This window comes from Streptomyces sp. NBC_00523 (assembly GCF_036346615.1).
Lineage (GTDB): Bacteria > Actinomycetota > Actinomycetes > Streptomycetales > Streptomycetaceae > Streptomyces.
This window is the reverse complement of sequence record NZ_CP107836.1, coordinates 5,320,571-5,337,482: the sequence shown is the minus strand read 5'-3', so window position 1 is coordinate 5,337,482 and position 16,912 is coordinate 5,320,571. Positions and strand designations below refer to the sequence as shown.

The following is a 16,912-nucleotide window of genomic DNA, read 5'->3' as shown; positions in this document are numbered from 1 at the left end:
CGGGCGGTTCGCGGGGCCGCCGCCCCTCAGAACCGCGTCTGCGGGCGCACCGCGTGCGACAGGTCGATGAGCCGTTCGTACTCCGCCGGTTTCCGGCGCTGGCGGGCCAGCCAGCGGTAGCACTGCTCCAGCTCCGCGCGGACCTCCCGTTCGCCGGGGACGGGCGGCGGCGGAAGGCCGATCCGCAGCCAGGTCCGGTGCGGGGGAAGGGGGTCGGCCGTGGCGCGGACCGCGTCGAGTTTCCACTCGTACAGCTCCGTGCGCAGCAGCCAGGCCGCCTCGTCGCCCGCGACCACCGGGCCCGCCAGCGCGGCGAGCGCGGCGTCGATCTCGCCCAGCGCGGGCAGCGGTTGCGCGCCCGAGGCCAGCCGGGCGGCCCGGATGCGCAGGGCGGCGACGCGGGCCACGGTGTGGTCGCGGGACTCGTCGGGGACCAGGTCCAGGACCCCGACGGCGGCGGTCCGGTCGCCCCGGGCCAGGGCGAGCCGGGCGAGGCCGAGGGCGGCGCCGACGTGCGAGGGGTTGCGGGCGTGCACCGCGCGGAACAGTTCGTACGCGGACGGGCCCGCGGCGGGCCCCGCCTGCTCCGCGCAGTAGGCGAGGGCCAGCTTCGCCGCGTACTCGCCGGGCAGGGCGCGGTGCACGGCCGAGAAGTGGCCGTGGGCGTCCTTCAGCAGCGCCTGCCGCTCCCCCTCGCGGACGTCCGCGCCGCGCAGCGCGACCAGGCCGCGGTGCCAGCTGAGGCGCCACTGCCGCACCGGGCCGGGTCCGGGGATCGCGGCCGCCGCCTCGACCTGTTCGTGGGCGGCCGCCAGCGCCTCGGGGCCTTCCTGGCCGAGGAGCAGCCGGGCGTTGTGCAGGCAGATCTCGACGGACCGCTCTCCCTCGGCGGGCTGGGCGAGCGGCTGGCCCGGGTCGTAGCTGCTGACGCCGAAGCGGGCGGCCTGCGGGTCGCCGGGGTAGGGCCGGGGCACCGGCAGGCGGCGGGCGATCTCGGTCGGGGTCGGCGTCCCGGGGTCCAGGGCGGGCGCCGGGGGCGTTTCGCGGCGGCCGTGCAGCGGGCGGCGCAGCCAGTGCGCGTAGTCCGGGACCGAGCCCAGGCGGGCGCCGAGCAGTTCGGTGGAGGGCGTGAAGTGGGCGGAGGGTTCGGGCTGGTCGCGCTTGCCGCGCAGGGCCCGGATCTCGCGCAGCACCCCGCGCAGCTGCCCGGCCATGTCCTCGGCGGTGCCGAACCGTTCCTCGGGGTCCTCGGCGGTGGCCCGCGCCACGACGAGCCGGAAGGAGCTGATGCCGAGCCCGGGGACGTCGTCGCCGACCGCCCAGCGGGCCAGTTCCTCAAGGGTGACGCCGACCGTGTGCACGTCGTGGGCCACGGTGAGCGGCTTCCGGCCGTCCGTCTCCGGGGCGGCGAAGTACGGGGTGATCACGGGCGGCGGGTCGACACTGCCCGCCTTGCGGACGCCGCCGAGGTCGATGACCTTGATGCCGTCGAGGTGGTGGATCACGTTCGACGGCTTCATGTCCCCGTAGAGGAAGCCCATCCCGTGCAGATGGGACAGGGCCTCCAGGATCTGGCAGCCGTAGGTGACGACGTGTTCGATGTCGAGGACGAAGGCGCCCCGCCGGACCGACTCGACCAGCGCGGACAGGGTGCGGTCGCCGACGTCCTCCATGACGATGTAGCCGCCGGAGACGGTGCCGTCGGCGTTCCTCGTGGAGACGAAGTCGCGGATCTGGACGATCCGTTCGTGCCGGATGGCGACCAGGCTGCGGCGCTCCTCACCGGCCTGGGCAGCGCCGCGCTCGGCGTAGCGGTTGAGGAGCCCCTTGACGGCGACGAAGTCCTCCAGGTGGGTGTCCTCGGCGAGGTAGACCCAGCCCTGGCCGCCGTGCGCGATGGGGCCCCGGATGACGTACTGGTCCTGGAGCGGCGGGCCGTCCTTGGTGAGTTCGGGGCGGTACGAGTAGCGCGCCCCGCACACCGGGCAGTACCCCTCGTCCGGGGGCGGCGCGGCGGTGTGCGGCGGGACGAACGCGGTGGAGCAGGACTTGACGGAGCAGGTCATCACGATACGCACGGGGTGCTCGGCGGCGGCCAGCCGTTCGGCCGGGCTGCCCGGGTCGAGCAGCGGGAGTTCGAGGAGTCCGGCGGGGCCGTGGTCCTCGGGCGCGCCGGGCAGGGGCGGGAGGCCGGGGGCGGTCTCCTCGCGGCCGCAGGTGTCGCAGTAGCCGGTGGCCAGGACGGCGCCGGTGCAGGGGCCGCCGGTGAAGCGGCGGTGCGGGCAGGGGATCCTCATGGGCGGCCCGCGGGTCCGGTGCGCTGTCCGGGCAGCCCCGCGGGTCCCGCGAGGTCGGCGCGTAAGTCGCGTAACAGCTGCTTGAGCCCCACGAGCCGGGCGTGCGGCTCCCGCAGCGCGCGCAGCTCCTCCAGGCTCCGGCGGCGGGTCGCCGGGTCCGTGGCCGGGCGCGGGGGCGCCGAGGCGGAGTCGGTCAGGCCGTCCAGGCGGGCCCAGACGCGTTCCATCCGCTCGGCCGTGCGCACCAGTTCCTCGGCGCGTTCGTCCAGCGCGGGTACGAGGAGGTCGCGTTCGACCGCGTCGGGCGCGGGGCCGTCGGTGCCGCGGACGACGACGAGGAGCCGGAAGCCGAGGGCGCGCACCCGGGCGAGGACGCGGACGAGCCCCGCCGGGTCCGGGTCCTCGTCCAGGCCGACCACGGCGAGGACCGGGCCGGAGGCGGGGCGTCCGGCGAGGGAGCGTTCGGGTTCGTCGCCGCCTTCGAGGAGCCAGTCGCGGTAGCGGTTGCGCTGGTGGCGCGGGGGCCGCAGCTGGGCGACCAGGGTGTCCACGAGTTCGTCGGGGCGTCCGTGTCCGCCGTGGTGGACGACGTGGGCGCGGTGCAGCTGGTGGCGCAGGGTGCGGTCGCGGCCGCCGCCCGCCGGGACGACGCCGAAGCGCACGGTGGGCTGGTCGGTGCCCGCGAACCAGCTCCGCAGCCGGGCGGCGAACGCGTGGTCCCAGCCGTCCGGGCCGCTCAGCTCGGCGACCAGGGGCACGAGCTGGGCGATGCGGTCCACGGGGATCATGTGCGAGAAGGCGAGGTCGTTGTCGGTGGGCAGGGGCATCTCCAGGTCGCCGCGCCAGCTGACGACGAGGCCGACGACGCTCTCGGGGCGCTCGCCCCGGCGTCCGGTGTGGACGGCGGCGCCGCTGAAGCCGGGGCGGACCACCTCCGCGTTGGTGCGGGCGTCGAGCTGCACCCAGTTGCCGTGGAGGCCGCTGATCCGTGCGACGAGCCACATCCCGTCGGCGTCGAAGGGTGCCGCGTAGCCGCCGAGCCACACCTCCGCGCCGCGCTCCAAGTGCCGGGACAGGGGCGCCGGTTCGGCCTGGGGGCGGGGGCCGTCCAGGGCGAGGACGGCGATGTCCTCGCGGTCGTCGAGCCAGCCGCCGGGGGCGACCCGGGCCGCGACGGGCGGGATGGCGGGGTTCTCGGCGAACTCGACCCACATCCGGGCGTCGGGCTCCCGGACGACGTGGGCGCAGGTCAGCACGCGGTCCTGGGTGATCAGCACCCCGGCCCCGCACACCTCGCCCTGCGGGCCGTCCCGGCGCAACCGCAGTCGCCAGTCCGCTCTCAACTCCCCCATGGTCCAAGAGCGTACGCGCGCACGGGCCCCGCTTCCCAGTGTCCGGACACAAGGGGAAGCGGGGCCCGGGAGGCTCAGCCGCAGTGGAAGCGGGCGCTGCCCCAGTCCGCGTGGTCGTTGCCGTTGCCGTCGCCGCCGTCACCCGCGATCAGCTCGACGTACTTGGCGCCGGTGACGTCCGCCGTGAGCGACCAGGCGGCGTCGGAGGCCCGGAGCACCGGGGACTTCACCTTCTCGGTGCCGTCGGCCGTCACGGAGAACTGGACGCTGCCCGCGGTCTTCTGGACGTCGTCCACGCCGACCTCGGCGGTGAAGGAGGTGCACTGGCCGCCCAGGTAGTAGCGGATGGTCGCCGGGGCGTGGCTGCCGAGCCCCTTCTCGTACACCGTGCCGCCGATCGTCAGCGCGGTGCCGTCCCCGGTGCCGGTCTCGCCGTTGGACAGGTCGCGCTCGACCGGTCCCCAGCCGTTGGTGGTGGCCGTCCAGTCGAGGTGGCTGGCCCAGCTGTCCTGGGTGGGCGGCGGGGGCAGGGTGCGTACGGAGGTCTGCGCGCCGAGCGTCCGCTGCCCGTCGCCGGTCGTGTACGTGGCCTGGGAGGTCAGGGTGTACGCGCGGTACGCGGCGTCCACCGGCGGGGTGACCTGCCAGCGCGCGGTGACCTTCGCGCCGGGTGCGACGGAGTCGAAGGTGACGGCTCCGGCGGGCTCGGCCTGCCAGCCCTCGGGGAGGGCGAGGTCCACCTTCACGCCGGTCGCGGCGGTGGACTCGTAGTTGGTGAAGCTCGCCTCGACGGGGTTGGCGGTGCCCGGTTCGAGGGTCTCGGCACCGGCCGCCACGGTCAGCGTGGAGCAGGCGGCCCGCTCACCGGCGGGGGCCTCGCCGAGGTCGGTGACGGTGAAGGCGTCGAGCACGAAGTCGGCGCCCTCGGGGGCGTCGCCGCGCTTGCGCAGCCCGGTCCAGGTGTCGCCGCAGCCCGCCGTGACGGTCTCCGTGAAGTGGCCCGTGTCGTGCTGGGCGCCGAGGGCGGTGGTCCGGGTCTCGACGGAGGCGGGCTTGCCCTCGGCGGTGATCCGGTCGTAGCCGTCGACCCACTCGTAGGCCCCGGCGTGGCTGGACTGGTAGTCGTACTCGACCTGGTAGCGGTGGCCCGCAGTCATCGGGACGGTCCAGGGGGCCGTGCGGTAGACGAGGCCGGTGTTCTCCTCGTGGGCCTTCAGGGACTCCTTGCCGCCGATCACGTCGTCGATGAGCTTTCCGTTCCAGCCCGCCTGGGTGTACGGGGCGTGGAGCTGCGAGATGACGGTGCGGGGGTCGGTGGAGCCGCCCGCGTCGCCCTTGAGGAAGGGGCCCCAGCCCTGGTCCACGTCCTCGAAGTCCTCGTGGACGACGGTGCCCTTCCGGGTGGCGGGGGCGTTGGCGACGAGGCGGACGTCGTCGGCGCGGACGGTGGCCGTGCTGCCCTTCGCCGCCTCGATGCGCAGGGTGGTGCGGCCGTTCGCGGGGGCGGTGAAGTTGACCTTGGCGCGCTGGAAGTACGTGCCGTGCCAGTCGGACGCGGCGACGTGGTCCTTCGCGGTGGAGCGGTCCACGGCGACGGACTTCCCGCCCGCCGAGAGCGTGGTGTGCCGGGTCTTTCCGGGCTCGACCTCGATGAGCGCGGAGGCGGTGTAGCGGGCGCCGGGCTTGAGGCCGCCGATGCGCTGGGAGAGCGCGGCGGTGCCGCTGCCGGAGAGCTTCGCGGAGTTGCGGCCCTGTCCGTCGGTGTCGCGGACGGCGGTGCCGGCCTTCGTCCAGTCGCCGAGCCGGTCGTCGTTGAAGCCGGGGTCGGCGACGAGGGTGTCCTCGCCCCACTCCGGGTCGGCTGCTTTCGGGGCCTGGCGCGGGTAGAGGACGTACGGCTGCCCGGCCTCGGCCGTGAGCGTGATCCTCCCGTCGACGGGCCGGACCGTGCCGGTCTTCACGCGCCCGTTGTCGGTGAGCTCGTAGACGGTGTACGTGCCCTTCGAGGGCACCGCCCAGCTGCTCGTACCGCCCTTCCGGCTGTAGTGGTACAGCTTCTTGCCGCCGTCCCACGGCAGCAGGTAGTCGGTGCCGCTGAGGACCTTGCGGCCATGGTCGTAGTACGTCCGCTTACCGTCCTCGACGGTGCCGGAGATGCCGCCGGTGAAGGTGATGTCGTTGCCGTCCCAGCGGGTGATCTTCTGCTGCTGGAGGTACTTGGCGGGCAGGTCGCGCTGCCAGACGTTGTCGTAGAAGGCGTTCCAGTCGGTCTCGCCGGTCCAGCCCTCGAATTCGTCGATGGCGCTCTGGCCGAGGACGGGGTCGTTGTTCCAGACGTCCTTCTCGCCGTTCCGGATGAACCGGATGATCTTCGAGTTGATGCCCTTGTTGGTGGCGCCGCCGTAGTCCAGGTCGTTGGCCCAGTGCGACCAGAGCGAGGCCCGCTCGAACTTGTCGGCCCACTCGCTGGAGACGTTCCAGCCCTGCTTCTGGAGGGCCTGGACGGTCTTGTCGGCGATCCAGCCGTGGGTGTAGTACACGTCGATGTACAGCATCGAGAGGTTGGAGCCGGTCTCGTCGCGCAGCTGCTGGAAGCGCTTGGCCAGGTCACCGCTGTTGATGTCGCGGCGCTGGTCGATGTAGTAGCTCTGGCCCAGCCAGTTCCAGCCCGGCTTGGTCTTGTCGACCAGCTGCTCGTCGAACGCCCTGGCCTCCGGGTACGCCTCCGTGGCGTTGACGTGGACGCCGAAGGTGGCGCCCCACTTCTTGCCGTCCTTGAGCAGCGCGTTGAGGTCCTTCAGCCCGCCCGCGCGCTTGTTGTAGTCGCCGCCGTAGTCGGGGTGGGCGGAGTCGTGGCCCTCGGAGGCGTACCCCTTGAGCAGGGCGAGCTGGCCGAGGCCGTCCGTCGCCAGGGAGATCCGCTTGACGTCGTCCAGGGTGCGCAGGAAGGGGTGCGTGGCCTGGCTGGCGAAGTTGAACGGGATGTGGGTGATGACCCGGTCCGCGGTGTCCTCGCTGCCCGGCGCGACCACGCCGATCGAGCGGAACGCGACGGCCCCGTCCTGCCAGTCGACCGTGCGGTCGCCGTTGGCGTCGGGCGTGACGACGACCTTGGCCCAGGGCAGCGCGTCCCCGCTCTCCGGCTTCGGCGCGCCCTCGCCCCGGTAGGTCCACTGACCGGACCAGACGGCGACCCGCGTCGAGCCGTCGTCCTCCTTGCGGGCCTGGTGCCAGAACCGGGCGTCGTCCCCGCCGGTGGCGCCGGAGGGCTTGTCGTACGAGGAGTTGGACTCGACGGCCGCCGCGAGCGAGCCGGTGTTGACGATCGCGTACGTGGCGCCGGAGGGCGCGGACTCGGCCGGGGTGTCCCCGGTGACCGATCCGAAGACGTCGGCGGTCTTCGTGGAGTCGGTGTCCAGCTTGGTGAAGGCCGTGGCCGCCCCGGCGTCCGTGCTCGCGACGGAGACCAGGTCGTGCCCGGGTATGTCGATCGTGGACACCCGGAACGCGGCGGTGTCGCGGACGGCGGTGACCTTGAACGTGGTGGCACGGCCGGACACGGAGAGCGTGGCGTCGAGCTCCACCCCGGGCAGGTCGGCGAAGGCCAGCGTGTAGCGGGCGGCCGAGCCGGTGACCTTCGGGGCGCCCTTGAGCTTCACCGGGTGCGCGGTGCCGTTCAGGGTGACGGCGGTGACCGGGCGGGTGGAACCGGTGAGCTGCTTGCCGGATCCGCGGTCGGTGTACGTGAGGACGCGCGGGAAGTCCGCGGCGACGGCGACCGCGAGTTGCGCGGAGGAGATGACGGGGCTGCCCGCGGGCACGGCGGTACCGGCGGCAGCGGGTGAGGGGGCGGCGGCCACGGCGGGGAGGGCGGTCCCCACCAGGGCCAGGACGGCTGCTGAGGCGGCGGCTGCGACGCCCACCGGCATACGGCTTGGTGACATGTGCACTGCGTAGCCGTCGGCTCCGCGCACCGTCAACGACGTACGGCCCCGAGGGCTTCGCCAGTCCAACAACCGCCTTCCGTAAGTCCAAGCAAGCCCAAGTGGGGCGGGCCGGGACATCCCGGGGCGCCGCGTTCAGTTCCTGATCACGCGGTGCGCGGGCGTCGAGTGGCGTCCAGGCAAGTGACTCTCACCAGCGTCGAGTTGTGAAGAGTTCTTCTTTTTGAGAGCGCTCTCAGTCACAAGTCTTGACGCCCGTGCCGTGCATCGAGAAAGTGGTGCGCACCGCGGACGCCCCCGCTCCACCTCCCCGCACGGTCCACCCGTCCGCGCCCCCCACGTACCCCCGGAGTCGCCTCATGATTTCGCGCCGGAAGTTCCTGACGGGCGGAGCCGCCGCCACCGCCACCGCACTGACGTACCCCCTCTGGGGCAGCGCGCTGAGCCCGAGCGCCTCGGCCTCCGCCGCCACCTGCGAACTGGCCCTGGTCAACAAGTCGCTGCCCGGCCGCGTCAACGCCTATGTCACCGGCCACGAGCAGGGCACCGACCGCTGGGTCCTGCTGCGCGCCGACGGCAGCGTCTACCACCCCGACTCCCCCTCGGCCCCGCAGACCCCGCTGCCGGTCGACTGCGCGATCCCGCTGAACGGGGCGGGCGGCGCTCCGGTCGTGCTGACCCTGCCTCAGATGTACGGCGCCCGGGTCTACTTCGTCCGCGACGACACGCTGACCTTCTACCTCAACCCGGGCCCGGCCCTGGTCGAGCCCGCGTTCGCCACCTCCACCGACCCGAACTACGGGCGCACCTGGTCGTTCTGCGAGTTCACGTTCAACCCGCAGCAGCTGTACGCCAACATCAGCTACGTCGACCTGGTGACCGCGCTCCCGATCGGCCTGACCCTGGAGGGCGACTCCACGCACACCGTCGCCCCGCTCCCCGACGGCGCCGTACAGCGGATCGCCGACGGCCTCATCGCCCAGGCGGCCTCCGACGGCCAGCCCTGGGACCAGTTGGTGACCCGCGGCGCGGACGGCAGCGTGCTGCGGGTCATCTCCCCGCAGAACCTGATGGCGCCCTACTTCGACCGGCCCGACCAGATGCCGTTCCGCGACCTGTTCACGGCGCAGATCGACCAGGTCTGGGAGAAGTACCGCTCGACGGACCTGCGCATCGACCTCCAGGGCGGGCGCGGCGTGCGCACCGGCCGGGTCAGCGGGGACACGCTGACGTTCGACGGCGGGCACACCTTCAGCAAGCCGGTGTCGAAGGACATCTTCACCTGCAACCACGGGCCGTTCACCAACAACCCGGCGGACAACGACGACAAGAAGGCCCTGCTGGCCCGGCTGGCGGCGGGCTTCAACCGCTCGATCATGCTCAGCCACCCGGACCAGCCCAACGGCACCTCGGTGTCCGACTACTACCAGGGCGCGGTGACCAACCACTGGTCCCGGATCGTCCACGCCAACAGCCCGATCGGCTACGCCTTCCCGTACGACGACGTGCGTCCGGACGGCCAGCCGGACGTCTCGGGCGCCGCGAACGACGGCAACCCGAGGCGGTTCACGGTGAGCGTCGGTTCCTGACCTCACCCAACAGACCGGGAGGACCCCCGTCCGGGCGGGACGGGGGTCCTCCCTCATGCGCGTGCGCGGGCTCAGGCCGCGAGTCCGTTGATGCGGTACTGCATGACCCGGTAGTTCTGGTTGTCGAACCACTGGCTGACGGCGAGGTGGAAGTCCGCGAACGTCGATCCGGGGACGATGAAGCCACCGTACGGGCTGGCGACCGCGTTCCCCACCTCCAGACCGGGCACGGTCGGCACGATCACGGTCTGCTCCGGGGTGGCGAACAGGTTCGACGTGGGCAGCGCGAAGACCTGCGCCCTGATGTCGAGCGGGGCCATGTTGAGCCAGGTGAGGGCGTACTTGCCGTCCATGGCCCGGAAGCAGATCTCGCCCCAGCGGCGGGCCCCGGTGATGGTGGTCGGCGCGTTGCCCCAGGCCCAGGCCCCGCCCGCGTACCCCCAGGGCTGGTAGGCGGCGGGGTTGCCGAGGGCGTCCTGCCGTACGCGGTGGAGCAGCAGCCCCGAGGTGACGTCCCGGTTGAAGGCGGTGGACAGGACGTAGCAGTACCCGTCGTCGGCGACCGCGTACGTCTTCTGCTGGAACTGGCCGCCGTACTGGTCGCCGGGCCACTGGCAGAGGTACTGCCAGGTGTTGCCGTTGTCGTCGGAGCGCCAGAAGTCCGAGTGGTGGGTGCGGTAGATGACCCCGCGCATCAGGTGCATGTACATCGTGGAGCCGACGGTGAACACGTCGGACGGGATGGCCGTGGTGCCGCCCGCGTGACCCTCGGGGACGAGCCCGTTGGCGTGGGCCCCGCCGACGCTGCCGTCGATGACGAGGGAGCCGAGCGAGGGGTTCGAGGCCCGGAGGCCGACGGGGGCGCGCCAGTCGGGTCCGCCGACCCCGCCGCCGTCGAAGGTGTCGCCGCAGACGAGGAGCATCGAGCCGTCGGGGCAGCGGGCCGGGATGCCGAGGTCGGTCCAGGGCGCGGCGAAGCGGCCGGTCTCCGCCGGGCCGGTGAGGTTGCGGACCTTGCCGCCGGTGACGAGGGAGGCGGCGTTCGCGGCCGGGGTGGCCGCGGCGAGGCCGGCCGCGGCGAGGGCGGCTCCGGCGCCGGTGCGCAGCAGGGCGCGGCGGCTCGGGTGGTTCGCGTGCATGGGCGGCTCCTGTGGGGAGGGGCGTGCGGGGAGCACGGGCGCCCCCGCCCGGGCGGGCGGGGGCACGCGCGACGGGACGGGGGTCAGCAACCGCCGCAGTTGTAGTAGGTCACGTCCCAGTGGTTGCCCTCGTCGGCGTAGACGTTGCCGGAGCCGGACTTGTACTGGGGGGCGCCGTCACCGCGCAGGCCGATGTAACTGAACGCGCTCTTGATGTAGTTGGTGAGACAGGTGGTCTTGCCGAAGTCGAGCTTGTAGCCGTTCCAGTGCGAGTACGTGCCGCTGGCGTGCCCGGTCTCCGTGCCGCCGGTGATGTTCAGGGCGCAGCCGGTGGCGCTCTTCAGGGTCTGGGCGCCCTGGGCGGTAGGCAGGTTGAGCTGGTCGAACGAGGTGCAGGTGGAGACGTTCCGGTTGGAGCAGCCGCCGGACGACGACCAGGTGACGCCGGACGAGCTGAAGCGGGAGGTCGCCTGGCTGTGGGTGAGCTTGGTGACGGCGTACGCGTCGGTCGTGCCGCTCACCAGGCCGAAGCCGGGCGCGAAGAGGACGCCGAGCACGAGGGCGAGGGCGGTCAGGACGGGGCGCAGCGTCATCCGGCAGACCTGGGGCGCGTGGAAGACCATGGGGGGACTCTCCTCCTGTGCATGACAAAGGGGCAGGAGCGATGGTGCCGCAGTTCTACGCGCGTCGCCAGGGGGCCTCACGTAACGGCCGCGTGAACAGATCGCGGACGTCGCGACGATCCTCGTCGTAGATGTTGAACTTTGAACAAGATGGGTCTACAGTCGAAGTCGTTGAAGGTTAAACAACAGGTCGAGCCCACTCGGCCAGGTCTTTGAGGAGGAGCCATGGCTCTGTTCAACCGCAAGTCCGACAACGCCGCTGCGACCGCCACGACCACGGCCGACGTCGACCCCGCCCTGGCGGCTCTCACGGGCGACTACACGATCGACCCGGCGCACAGCAGCATCGGCTTCACCGTGCGTCACGCCATGGTCACCAACGTACGCGGCTCCTTCGCCGAGCACGAGGGCTCCCTGAAGCTCGACGGCAGCGACCCGGCCAACTCCACGGCCTCGATCGACGTGAAGATCGCCAGCGTGGACACCGGCATCAAGGACCGCGACGGCCACCTGGTGAGCGGCGACTTCTTCGACGCCGAGAAGTTCCCCCTGATGACGTTCCGCTCGACCTCCGCCGAGCAGCTGGGCGGCGACAAGTACCGCGTCACCGGCGACCTGACCATCAAGGACGTCACCCGCCCGCTCGCCATCGACCTGGAGTTCAACGGCTCCGCGAAGGACGTCTACGGCAACGAGCGCGTCGGCTTCGAGGGCGGCGCCGAGATCCTGCGCTCCGACTGGGGCCTGACCTGGAACGCGGCGCTGGAGACCGGTGGCGTCATGGTCAGCGACAAGGTGAAGCTGAACTTCGACATCTCCGCGATCAAGGCCGCCCCGCAGGCGTAACGTTCTCAGCGCGGACTCAGCGCGGCGCGTCCAGCACGCGCGCGGCGGCAGCGCGAAGGCCCTTCACCGACTGGTGGAGGGCCTCGTCGCGCCGGGCGGCCAGCGCGGTGTGCGCGGCCTTGTGCGTGGTGTCCCCGGCGCGGGCGTCCGCGACCATCCGCCGCATGAGCTCGGCGCGCTCGCCGGACGCCCGGCCCACCCCGCCGACCGCCGCCACCATGGCGTCCGGCCCCTCCACGAGGACGACCTCGGCGGCCCGGTGCACCTCGCGGGCCAGGCCGACGAACTCCGCCACCCGCTCGTCCACGGCCGCCAGGTCCGGTCGCTCCGGCCGCAGCGCCTCGAAGACGGCGTCCAGGGCGATGTCCCGGTCGTGCAGGGCCCCGAGGTACGCCACATACGCGTCCCTGCGGTGCTGTCTGCGCCACTGGTCGTACTGGGAGCGGGCCGCCGTCCGCCCGGTGACGAAGGCCGCCCCCAGAGTGGTGAGCGAGCCGACGGCGGCCCCTATCAGCGCGGCGACTTCGGCATCCATGCGCGCCATTGTGCCGCCGCCCGGCCCACCTCAGCCCATGGACTTCGAGCCGTCCAGGGATTCCCGGATGATGTCCGCGTGGCCGGCGTGCTGCGCGGTCTCCGCGATGATGTGCATCAGCGTCCTGCGGGCCGACCACTTCGCGTCCCCGTCGAACCAGGGGGCCTTCGGCAGCGCGTGCGCGGCGCCCAGGTCCGGCAGCGAGGCGACCAGTTCGTCGGTCGCCGCCGCCACCTTCTCGTAGGCGTCGAGCACGCCCGCCAGCGTCTCGCCCGGCAGCATCCTGAACTCGTCGGCCCGCTGCGCGAAGTCGGCCTCGGTCATCTGGTTGAAGTCCGGCATCGCGGCGGCACCCTCCACGATGAACCCGGCCCAGCCCCGCTCGACCGAGGTCACGTGCTTGATCAGGCCGCCGAGACACAGCTCGCTCTTCGTGGTCCGCTCCCCGGCCTGCTCGTCGGTCAGGTCGCGGGTGGTGAACCGCAGGAAGTGCCGCTGCTTGCCCAGCGCTTCCAGGAGGTCCGCCCGCTCGTCCGAGCCGGTGTTCGCGATGGCCGTCCCGCTGGCGTTCATGGTTCTGCCTTCCGTCGTTCCGTTCCGCCGTCAGAACCGACAGTACGAGCGCATTAGGTCAGATCCGGTCCTCTACGCGCGGTCAACGCCGCCTGACCTTCAGGGCGTTGTCCGTACGGGTGGTGGGGTTGCCGTCCGGGTCGTTCTGGACGCGCTCGTGCTCCTCGCTGAGCAGCACCTCCCACTCCCCCTCCGGCAGCTCCAGCGAGGCGAGCACCTCGTCGGGCGTCGGCAGCTTCATGTCGGCGTGCCGGTCGTCCCAGGCCGGGAAGCCCGCGTGCCCCACGATCAGCAGCACCCCGCCCGGGGCGACCGCGCGGGCCGCCCGGTGCAGGATGCGCTCCCGGGGCAGATCGCCCATGGAGTGCAGGAACTGCGCCGAGACCAGGTCGTACGCCCCTTCGGGGAACGTGGCGCCCAGGTCGTGGAACTGCCAGTCCACCCGGTCGGCGACCCCGGCCTCCGCCGCGTGCTCGGCGGCCCGGCCGAGCGCCACGCGAGAGATGTCCGTCGCGGTGACCTGCCAGCCCCGGCCCGCCAGCCAGACCGCGTCCGCGCCCTCCCCGCAGCCCAGGTCCAGCGCCCGGCCCGGCGCCAGGTCCTCGACCTCGCGGACGAGCACGGTGTTGGGCTTGCCGCTCCAGATGCGGTGGCTCTCGCGGTAGCGGTCGTCCCACATCTCCGCGTCGGAGGGCGCGTTGCGGGCCCGCACGGCGCGCCGGGTGTCCTCGGTGACGAGGTCCCCGTTGATGGCCGCGCCCGCCTTGAGCCCGGCCGCCGCCGCACCGATGACCTGGTCCAGGAGACCGGTCACGTTCCCGGCGACCCACACGTTGGCCGCCTCCGTCATGCCCGCCGGGTCCGCCTCGATGTACGAACCGATCAGCTGCCCGCCCATCTCCGCCTCCACGGGCCGCAGCCCCAGGCTCTCCAGCAGGCCGGAGCGCGCCGTGAGCTTCGTCTGGACGACCACGGCCGCCCGCCCGACCACCCGGCCGCCCGCGAGGCGGACGCCGGTCAGCCGGTCGTCGGTCACCTCCAGCCCTGCCACCTCGCCGTCCACGACCGCGATGCCGCGCGCCGCGAGCTGCTCGTACTCCTCGTCGGTGGGCTCGGGCCCGTCGTGCAGGAAGAGCGTGACGTCCTCGCTCCACTGCCGCCACAGCAGCGCCTGGTGCACGGCCATGGGACTGGTGGCGATGACCCCGATCGCCGCGTCGCGCACCTCCCAGCCGTGGCAGTACGGGCAGTGCAGCACCTCGCGGCCCCACCGCTCGGCCAGGCCCGGGATCGGCGGGAGCTCGTCGGTCAGCCCGGTCGCGACCAGCAGCCGCCGCGCGGTGACGGTCGCGCCGTCGCCGCGTACGACCCGGAACCCGGAGTCCTCCGGCAGCCGCTCGACCACGGTGACCTCGCCGGTCACGACCTCGACCCCGTACCCGGCGACCTCGTCCCGCCCGATCGCCAGCAGCTCACCGGGCGGGGTGCCCTCGCGCCCCAGGTAGTTGTGGACATGCGACGCGGGCGCGTTGCGCGGGTCCCCCGCGTCAACCACCAGCACGGACCGCCGCGCCCGCCCCAGGGCCAACGCCCCACTCAGCCCGGCGGCCCCGCCACCGATCACCACTACGTCGTACGCCTGCGTGTTGTCGCTCATGCGAACCTCCTCCATGTACGGAGATGGTGCGCACAGTCCGCCCGTACAGCAAACATCCTTGCCGGTGCGGCAAAAAAAGCCGAGGCCGCGCAGCCGAGCCGGGCCAGGAAGCAGTCCTGACCCGGCTCGGAGCGCCTTGCTGTGGCCCTACAGATCCTTGACCCGGACGTCCCGGTAGGAGATGACGTCCGACGTGCTGTGCACCTGCAGCCCGATGTAGCCGGCCGCCCAGCGCCGCCCGTCGGTGCCGGGGTCGTCCCCGCGCGCCGGGTAGAAGTCCTGACCGCCGGTGTTGTCGAACTCGTTGATCAGCACACCGTTGCGGAAGACCGAGAAGTGCTGGTCCACCACCCGGATCTCGTAGTCGTTCCAGGTGCCCTTCTCGGTCACCTGGGCGCCGGCGAGGCCCACCCGGTCGAAGCCGTAGATCGACCCCGACTTGTACATGTCGCCGCTCGGGCTGTCGAACGCCTGGACCTCGTGCCCGTACTTGATCGCCGCCCACTCCGGGCGCGGCTCCTCGGGGTGGTCGTGGATCTGCGGGAAGCGCACGAAGACACCGCCGTTGGCGTTGGCCGTGCCCGGGGCGTCGTCCCGCCACTGGAGCTTGAGCGAGAAGTCCCCGTAGGTGCGCTCCGGGAACCAGAGCATGCCCAGCCCGTCCTTGGTGGTCCCGCTGGTGATCGAGCCGTCCTCGTTGCGCGTGAACGAACCGCCGCCCACCTGCTCCCACTTGGCGAAGGTGGCCGGGTCCTCGCCGAGGATCGTGCGGTAGCCGTCCGTCTGACCCGGTGTGCCGATGCCGGACGCGCGGGCCGCCTGCTTGATCGCCTTCACCTCGCGCTGGTCGACGACGCCCTCGGCCTTCAGTGCGGCCGTGACCTCGCCCACGTGCTTGATGAAGAGCGCCTGGGACGTCCACTCCTTCTCGTCCTCGATCAACTCGTTGATCCGGCACCGGTTGTTGGTCACCCGGTTCGGCACGCCCGTGTCGACCGTGCCGACGATCACGGTCAGCCGCTCGTCGTACTCCGGGCAGCCCGGCGCCGGCACCCCGCCGCCGGAGACCACCGAGAAGCTGACGCTCAGCGGCTCCGAGGTGTTGCCCGCCTTGTCCGTCGCGCGGTAGGCGACGGTGTGCCGCCCGGCCCGGTCGACCACCACGGGCGCGGTGTAGGCCAGGTACGGCCCCGCGTCCAGGGAGTACTCCGTCCCGGCCACGCCGGAACCGCCCTCGTCGGTCGCGCTCACGCCGACCTCCGCGCTGCCGACGTAGGCCCCGGCAGAGTTCTTCGTGCCCTTGACGGTGGCGCCGGTCACCGGCGGCGTGGTGTCCTGCGGCGGGGCGGCCACGACGGTGAACTGCACGTTCTTCTCGGCGGCCGCGTTGCCCGCCTTGTCGGTGGCCCGGTAGCGCACGGTCTGTTCGCCGACCTGGTGCACCATCACCGGCCCGGTGTACGGCTGCCAGGCACCGTCCGAACCGACGGCGTACTCAATGGTGTTGACGCCGGAACCGGTGTCGGAGGCGGTGACGGTCACCGTCGCCATGTCGATGTAGTCGCCGTTCGCGTCCTTCTCTCCGCTGACCGTCGCCGAGGTCTCCGGCGCGGTCGTGTCGTCGGTCGGCGGGGCGGCCACCGTGAAGGTCTCGCTCTTCTCGGCGGCGGCGTTGCCCGCCTTGTCGAACGCCCGGTAGCGCACGGTCTGCTCGCCGACCTGGTCCACCACGACCGGCGCGGTGTACGGCTGCCAGGCACCGTCGGCGCCCACCGCGTACTCGATCCGGTCCACGCCGGAGCCCTCGTCGGTGGCGGTGACCGCGACGGTCGCCGCACCGACGTACTGGCCCTCGGCGTTCTGGGTTCCGGTCACCTTCGCCGAGGTCTCCGGCGCGGTGGTGTCGTCACCGCCGCCGCCCTCGGTCACCGTCAGCACGCCCGTCATGGAGCTGTGGCCCGGGATGGTGCAGTGGTAGAAGTAGCGGCCGGGCGAGAGGGTGACCTCGGCGGTGTGCTTGCCACCCTGGTCGTCCCCGGGGTTGGCCAGGATGTTCAGCTGGACGTCGGTGTTGTACTCCGGGTCGCTGGTGCTGAAGGTCAGCGTGTGCGGCATGCCGGTGGTGTTGCCGGTGGCCGCGCTGTTCTCGAAGACGATCGTCGCAGCTCCGGCGACCGCCGTCTCCGGGAAGCTGGCGTACTTGGTGATGTCGTCGCCGGCCGTCCAGGTGAGCACCTGTGCGGCGGCGGCCTGTGAGGTCCGGCCGTCACGTGTTCCGGCCGCCGACGTGGTCGTCTGCAGTCCGAGTACCAGCAGCAGACCCGCCAGCAGGGCGGCCCACACTCTCCGTTTGCCTG

At 72.5% G+C, this 16,912-nt stretch carries 11 protein-coding genes; 2 read left to right on the top strand and 9 right to left on the bottom strand.

What is annotated here, in order from left to right; genetic code table 11:
• Nucleotides 1-26: 26 nt before the first annotated feature.
• The 3 genes from OHS17_RS24330 to OHS17_RS24320 all read right to left on the bottom strand — a co-directional run bounded on the left by OHS17_RS24330 (nucleotide 27) and on the right by OHS17_RS24320 (nucleotide 7,578).
• Nucleotides 27-2,297 (bottom strand): serine/threonine protein kinase, encoded by a 2,271-nt coding sequence (locus OHS17_RS24330; RefSeq protein ID WP_330313872.1) that lies wholly within the window; start codon nucleotides 2,295-2,297, stop codon nucleotides 27-29.
• Entirely contained in the window at nucleotides 2,294-3,649 is a 1,356-nt protein-coding gene (locus OHS17_RS24325) for a S1 family peptidase (RefSeq protein WP_330313871.1), read from the bottom strand. The genes OHS17_RS24330 and OHS17_RS24325 overlap by 4 nt, the downstream gene beginning before the upstream one ends.
• 74 nt (nucleotides 3,650-3,723) lie before the next feature.
• Complete coding sequence (locus OHS17_RS24320; RefSeq protein WP_443066176.1) at nucleotides 3,724-7,578, bottom strand: endo-alpha-N-acetylgalactosaminidase family protein; 3,855 nt, start codon at nucleotides 7,576-7,578, stop codon at nucleotides 3,724-3,726.
• 374 nt (nucleotides 7,579-7,952) lie between these two features.
• Between OHS17_RS24320 and OHS17_RS24315 the strand changes: the two genes are divergently transcribed.
• A complete protein-coding gene (locus tag OHS17_RS24315; protein WP_330313869.1) occupies nucleotides 7,953-9,182 on the top strand; it encodes a glycoside hydrolase family 64 protein in 1,230 nt (409 codons plus the stop codon).
• Between the two features lie 71 nt (nucleotides 9,183-9,253).
• On the opposite strand, the gene OHS17_RS24310 is transcribed toward OHS17_RS24315, so the two are convergent.
• Both OHS17_RS24310 and OHS17_RS24305 read right to left on the bottom strand, forming a co-directional pair.
• Entirely contained in the window at nucleotides 9,254-10,321 is a 1,068-nt protein-coding gene (locus OHS17_RS24310; RefSeq protein WP_330313868.1) for a DUF4185 domain-containing protein, read from the bottom strand.
• Between the two features lie 83 nt (nucleotides 10,322-10,404).
• Nucleotides 10,405-10,944 carry a hypothetical protein gene (locus OHS17_RS24305; protein WP_330313867.1) on the bottom strand — a complete coding sequence of 180 codons (540 nt, stop codon included), beginning with the start codon at nucleotides 10,942-10,944 and terminating at the stop codon, nucleotides 10,405-10,407.
• A gap of 225 nt (nucleotides 10,945-11,169) precedes the next feature.
• On the opposite strand from OHS17_RS24305, the gene OHS17_RS24300 reads away from it, so the two are divergent.
• The gene (locus OHS17_RS24300; RefSeq protein ID WP_161211144.1) at nucleotides 11,170-11,790 is read left to right on the top strand and encodes a YceI family protein; all 621 of its coding nucleotides are present in this window, start codon (nucleotides 11,170-11,172) and stop codon (nucleotides 11,788-11,790) included.
• Nucleotides 11,791-11,806: 16 nt separating this feature from the next.
• On the opposite strand, the gene OHS17_RS24295 is transcribed toward OHS17_RS24300, so the two are convergent.
• The 4 genes from OHS17_RS24295 to OHS17_RS24280 all read right to left on the bottom strand — a co-directional run bounded on the left by OHS17_RS24295 (nucleotide 11,807) and on the right by OHS17_RS24280 (nucleotide 16,898).
• Nucleotides 11,807-12,325: a proline dehydrogenase gene (locus tag OHS17_RS24295; protein ID WP_330313866.1), complete on the bottom strand. Its 519-nt coding sequence runs from the start codon at nucleotides 12,323-12,325 to the stop codon at nucleotides 11,807-11,809.
• Between the two features lie 30 nt (nucleotides 12,326-12,355).
• Nucleotides 12,356-12,898: a DinB family protein gene (locus tag OHS17_RS24290; protein WP_330313865.1), complete on the bottom strand. Its 543-nt coding sequence runs from the start codon at nucleotides 12,896-12,898 to the stop codon at nucleotides 12,356-12,358.
• Between the two features lie 82 nt (nucleotides 12,899-12,980).
• Nucleotides 12,981-14,555 (bottom strand): bifunctional NAD(P)/FAD-dependent oxidoreductase/class I SAM-dependent methyltransferase, encoded by a 1,575-nt coding sequence (locus tag OHS17_RS24285; RefSeq protein ID WP_330313864.1) that lies wholly within the window; start codon nucleotides 14,553-14,555, stop codon nucleotides 12,981-12,983.
• 147 nt (nucleotides 14,556-14,702) lie between these two features.
• Nucleotides 14,703-16,898, bottom strand: coding sequence for an OmpL47-type beta-barrel domain-containing protein (locus OHS17_RS24280; protein ID WP_330315339.1), 2,196 nt, complete (start codon nucleotides 16,896-16,898; stop codon nucleotides 14,703-14,705).
• Between the last annotated feature and the right edge of the window lie 14 nt (nucleotides 16,899-16,912).

Excerpts from the sequence above, each read along its gene's own strand:
- OHS17_RS24295 (WP_330313866.1), bottom strand. The coding sequence starts at position 12,325 with ATGGATGCCGAAGTCGCCGCGCTGATAGGGGCCGCCGTCGGCTCGCTC.
- OHS17_RS24310 (WP_330313868.1), bottom strand. The coding sequence starts at position 10,321 with ATGCACGCGAACCACCCGAGCCGCCGCGCCCTGCTGCGCACCGGCGCC.
- OHS17_RS24320 (WP_443066176.1), bottom strand. The coding sequence starts at position 7,578 with ATGCCGGTGGGCGTCGCAGCCGCCGCCTCAGCAGCCGTCCTGGCCCTG.
- OHS17_RS24330 (WP_330313872.1), bottom strand. The coding sequence starts at position 2,297 with ATGAGGATCCCCTGCCCGCACCGCCGCTTCACCGGCGGCCCCTGCACC.
- OHS17_RS24305 (WP_330313867.1), bottom strand. The coding sequence starts at position 10,944 with ATGGTCTTCCACGCGCCCCAGGTCTGCCGGATGACGCTGCGCCCCGTC.
- OHS17_RS24315 (WP_330313869.1), top strand. The coding sequence starts at position 7,953 with ATGATTTCGCGCCGGAAGTTCCTGACGGGCGGAGCCGCCGCCACCGCC.
- OHS17_RS24290 (WP_330313865.1), bottom strand. The coding sequence starts at position 12,898 with ATGAACGCCAGCGGGACGGCCATCGCGAACACCGGCTCGGACGAGCGG.
- OHS17_RS24325 (WP_330313871.1), bottom strand. The coding sequence starts at position 3,649 with ATGGGGGAGTTGAGAGCGGACTGGCGACTGCGGTTGCGCCGGGACGGC.
- OHS17_RS24285 (WP_330313864.1), bottom strand. The coding sequence starts at position 14,555 with ATGAGCGACAACACGCAGGCGTACGACGTAGTGGTGATCGGTGGCGGG.
- OHS17_RS24300 (WP_161211144.1), top strand. The coding sequence starts at position 11,170 with ATGGCTCTGTTCAACCGCAAGTCCGACAACGCCGCTGCGACCGCCACG.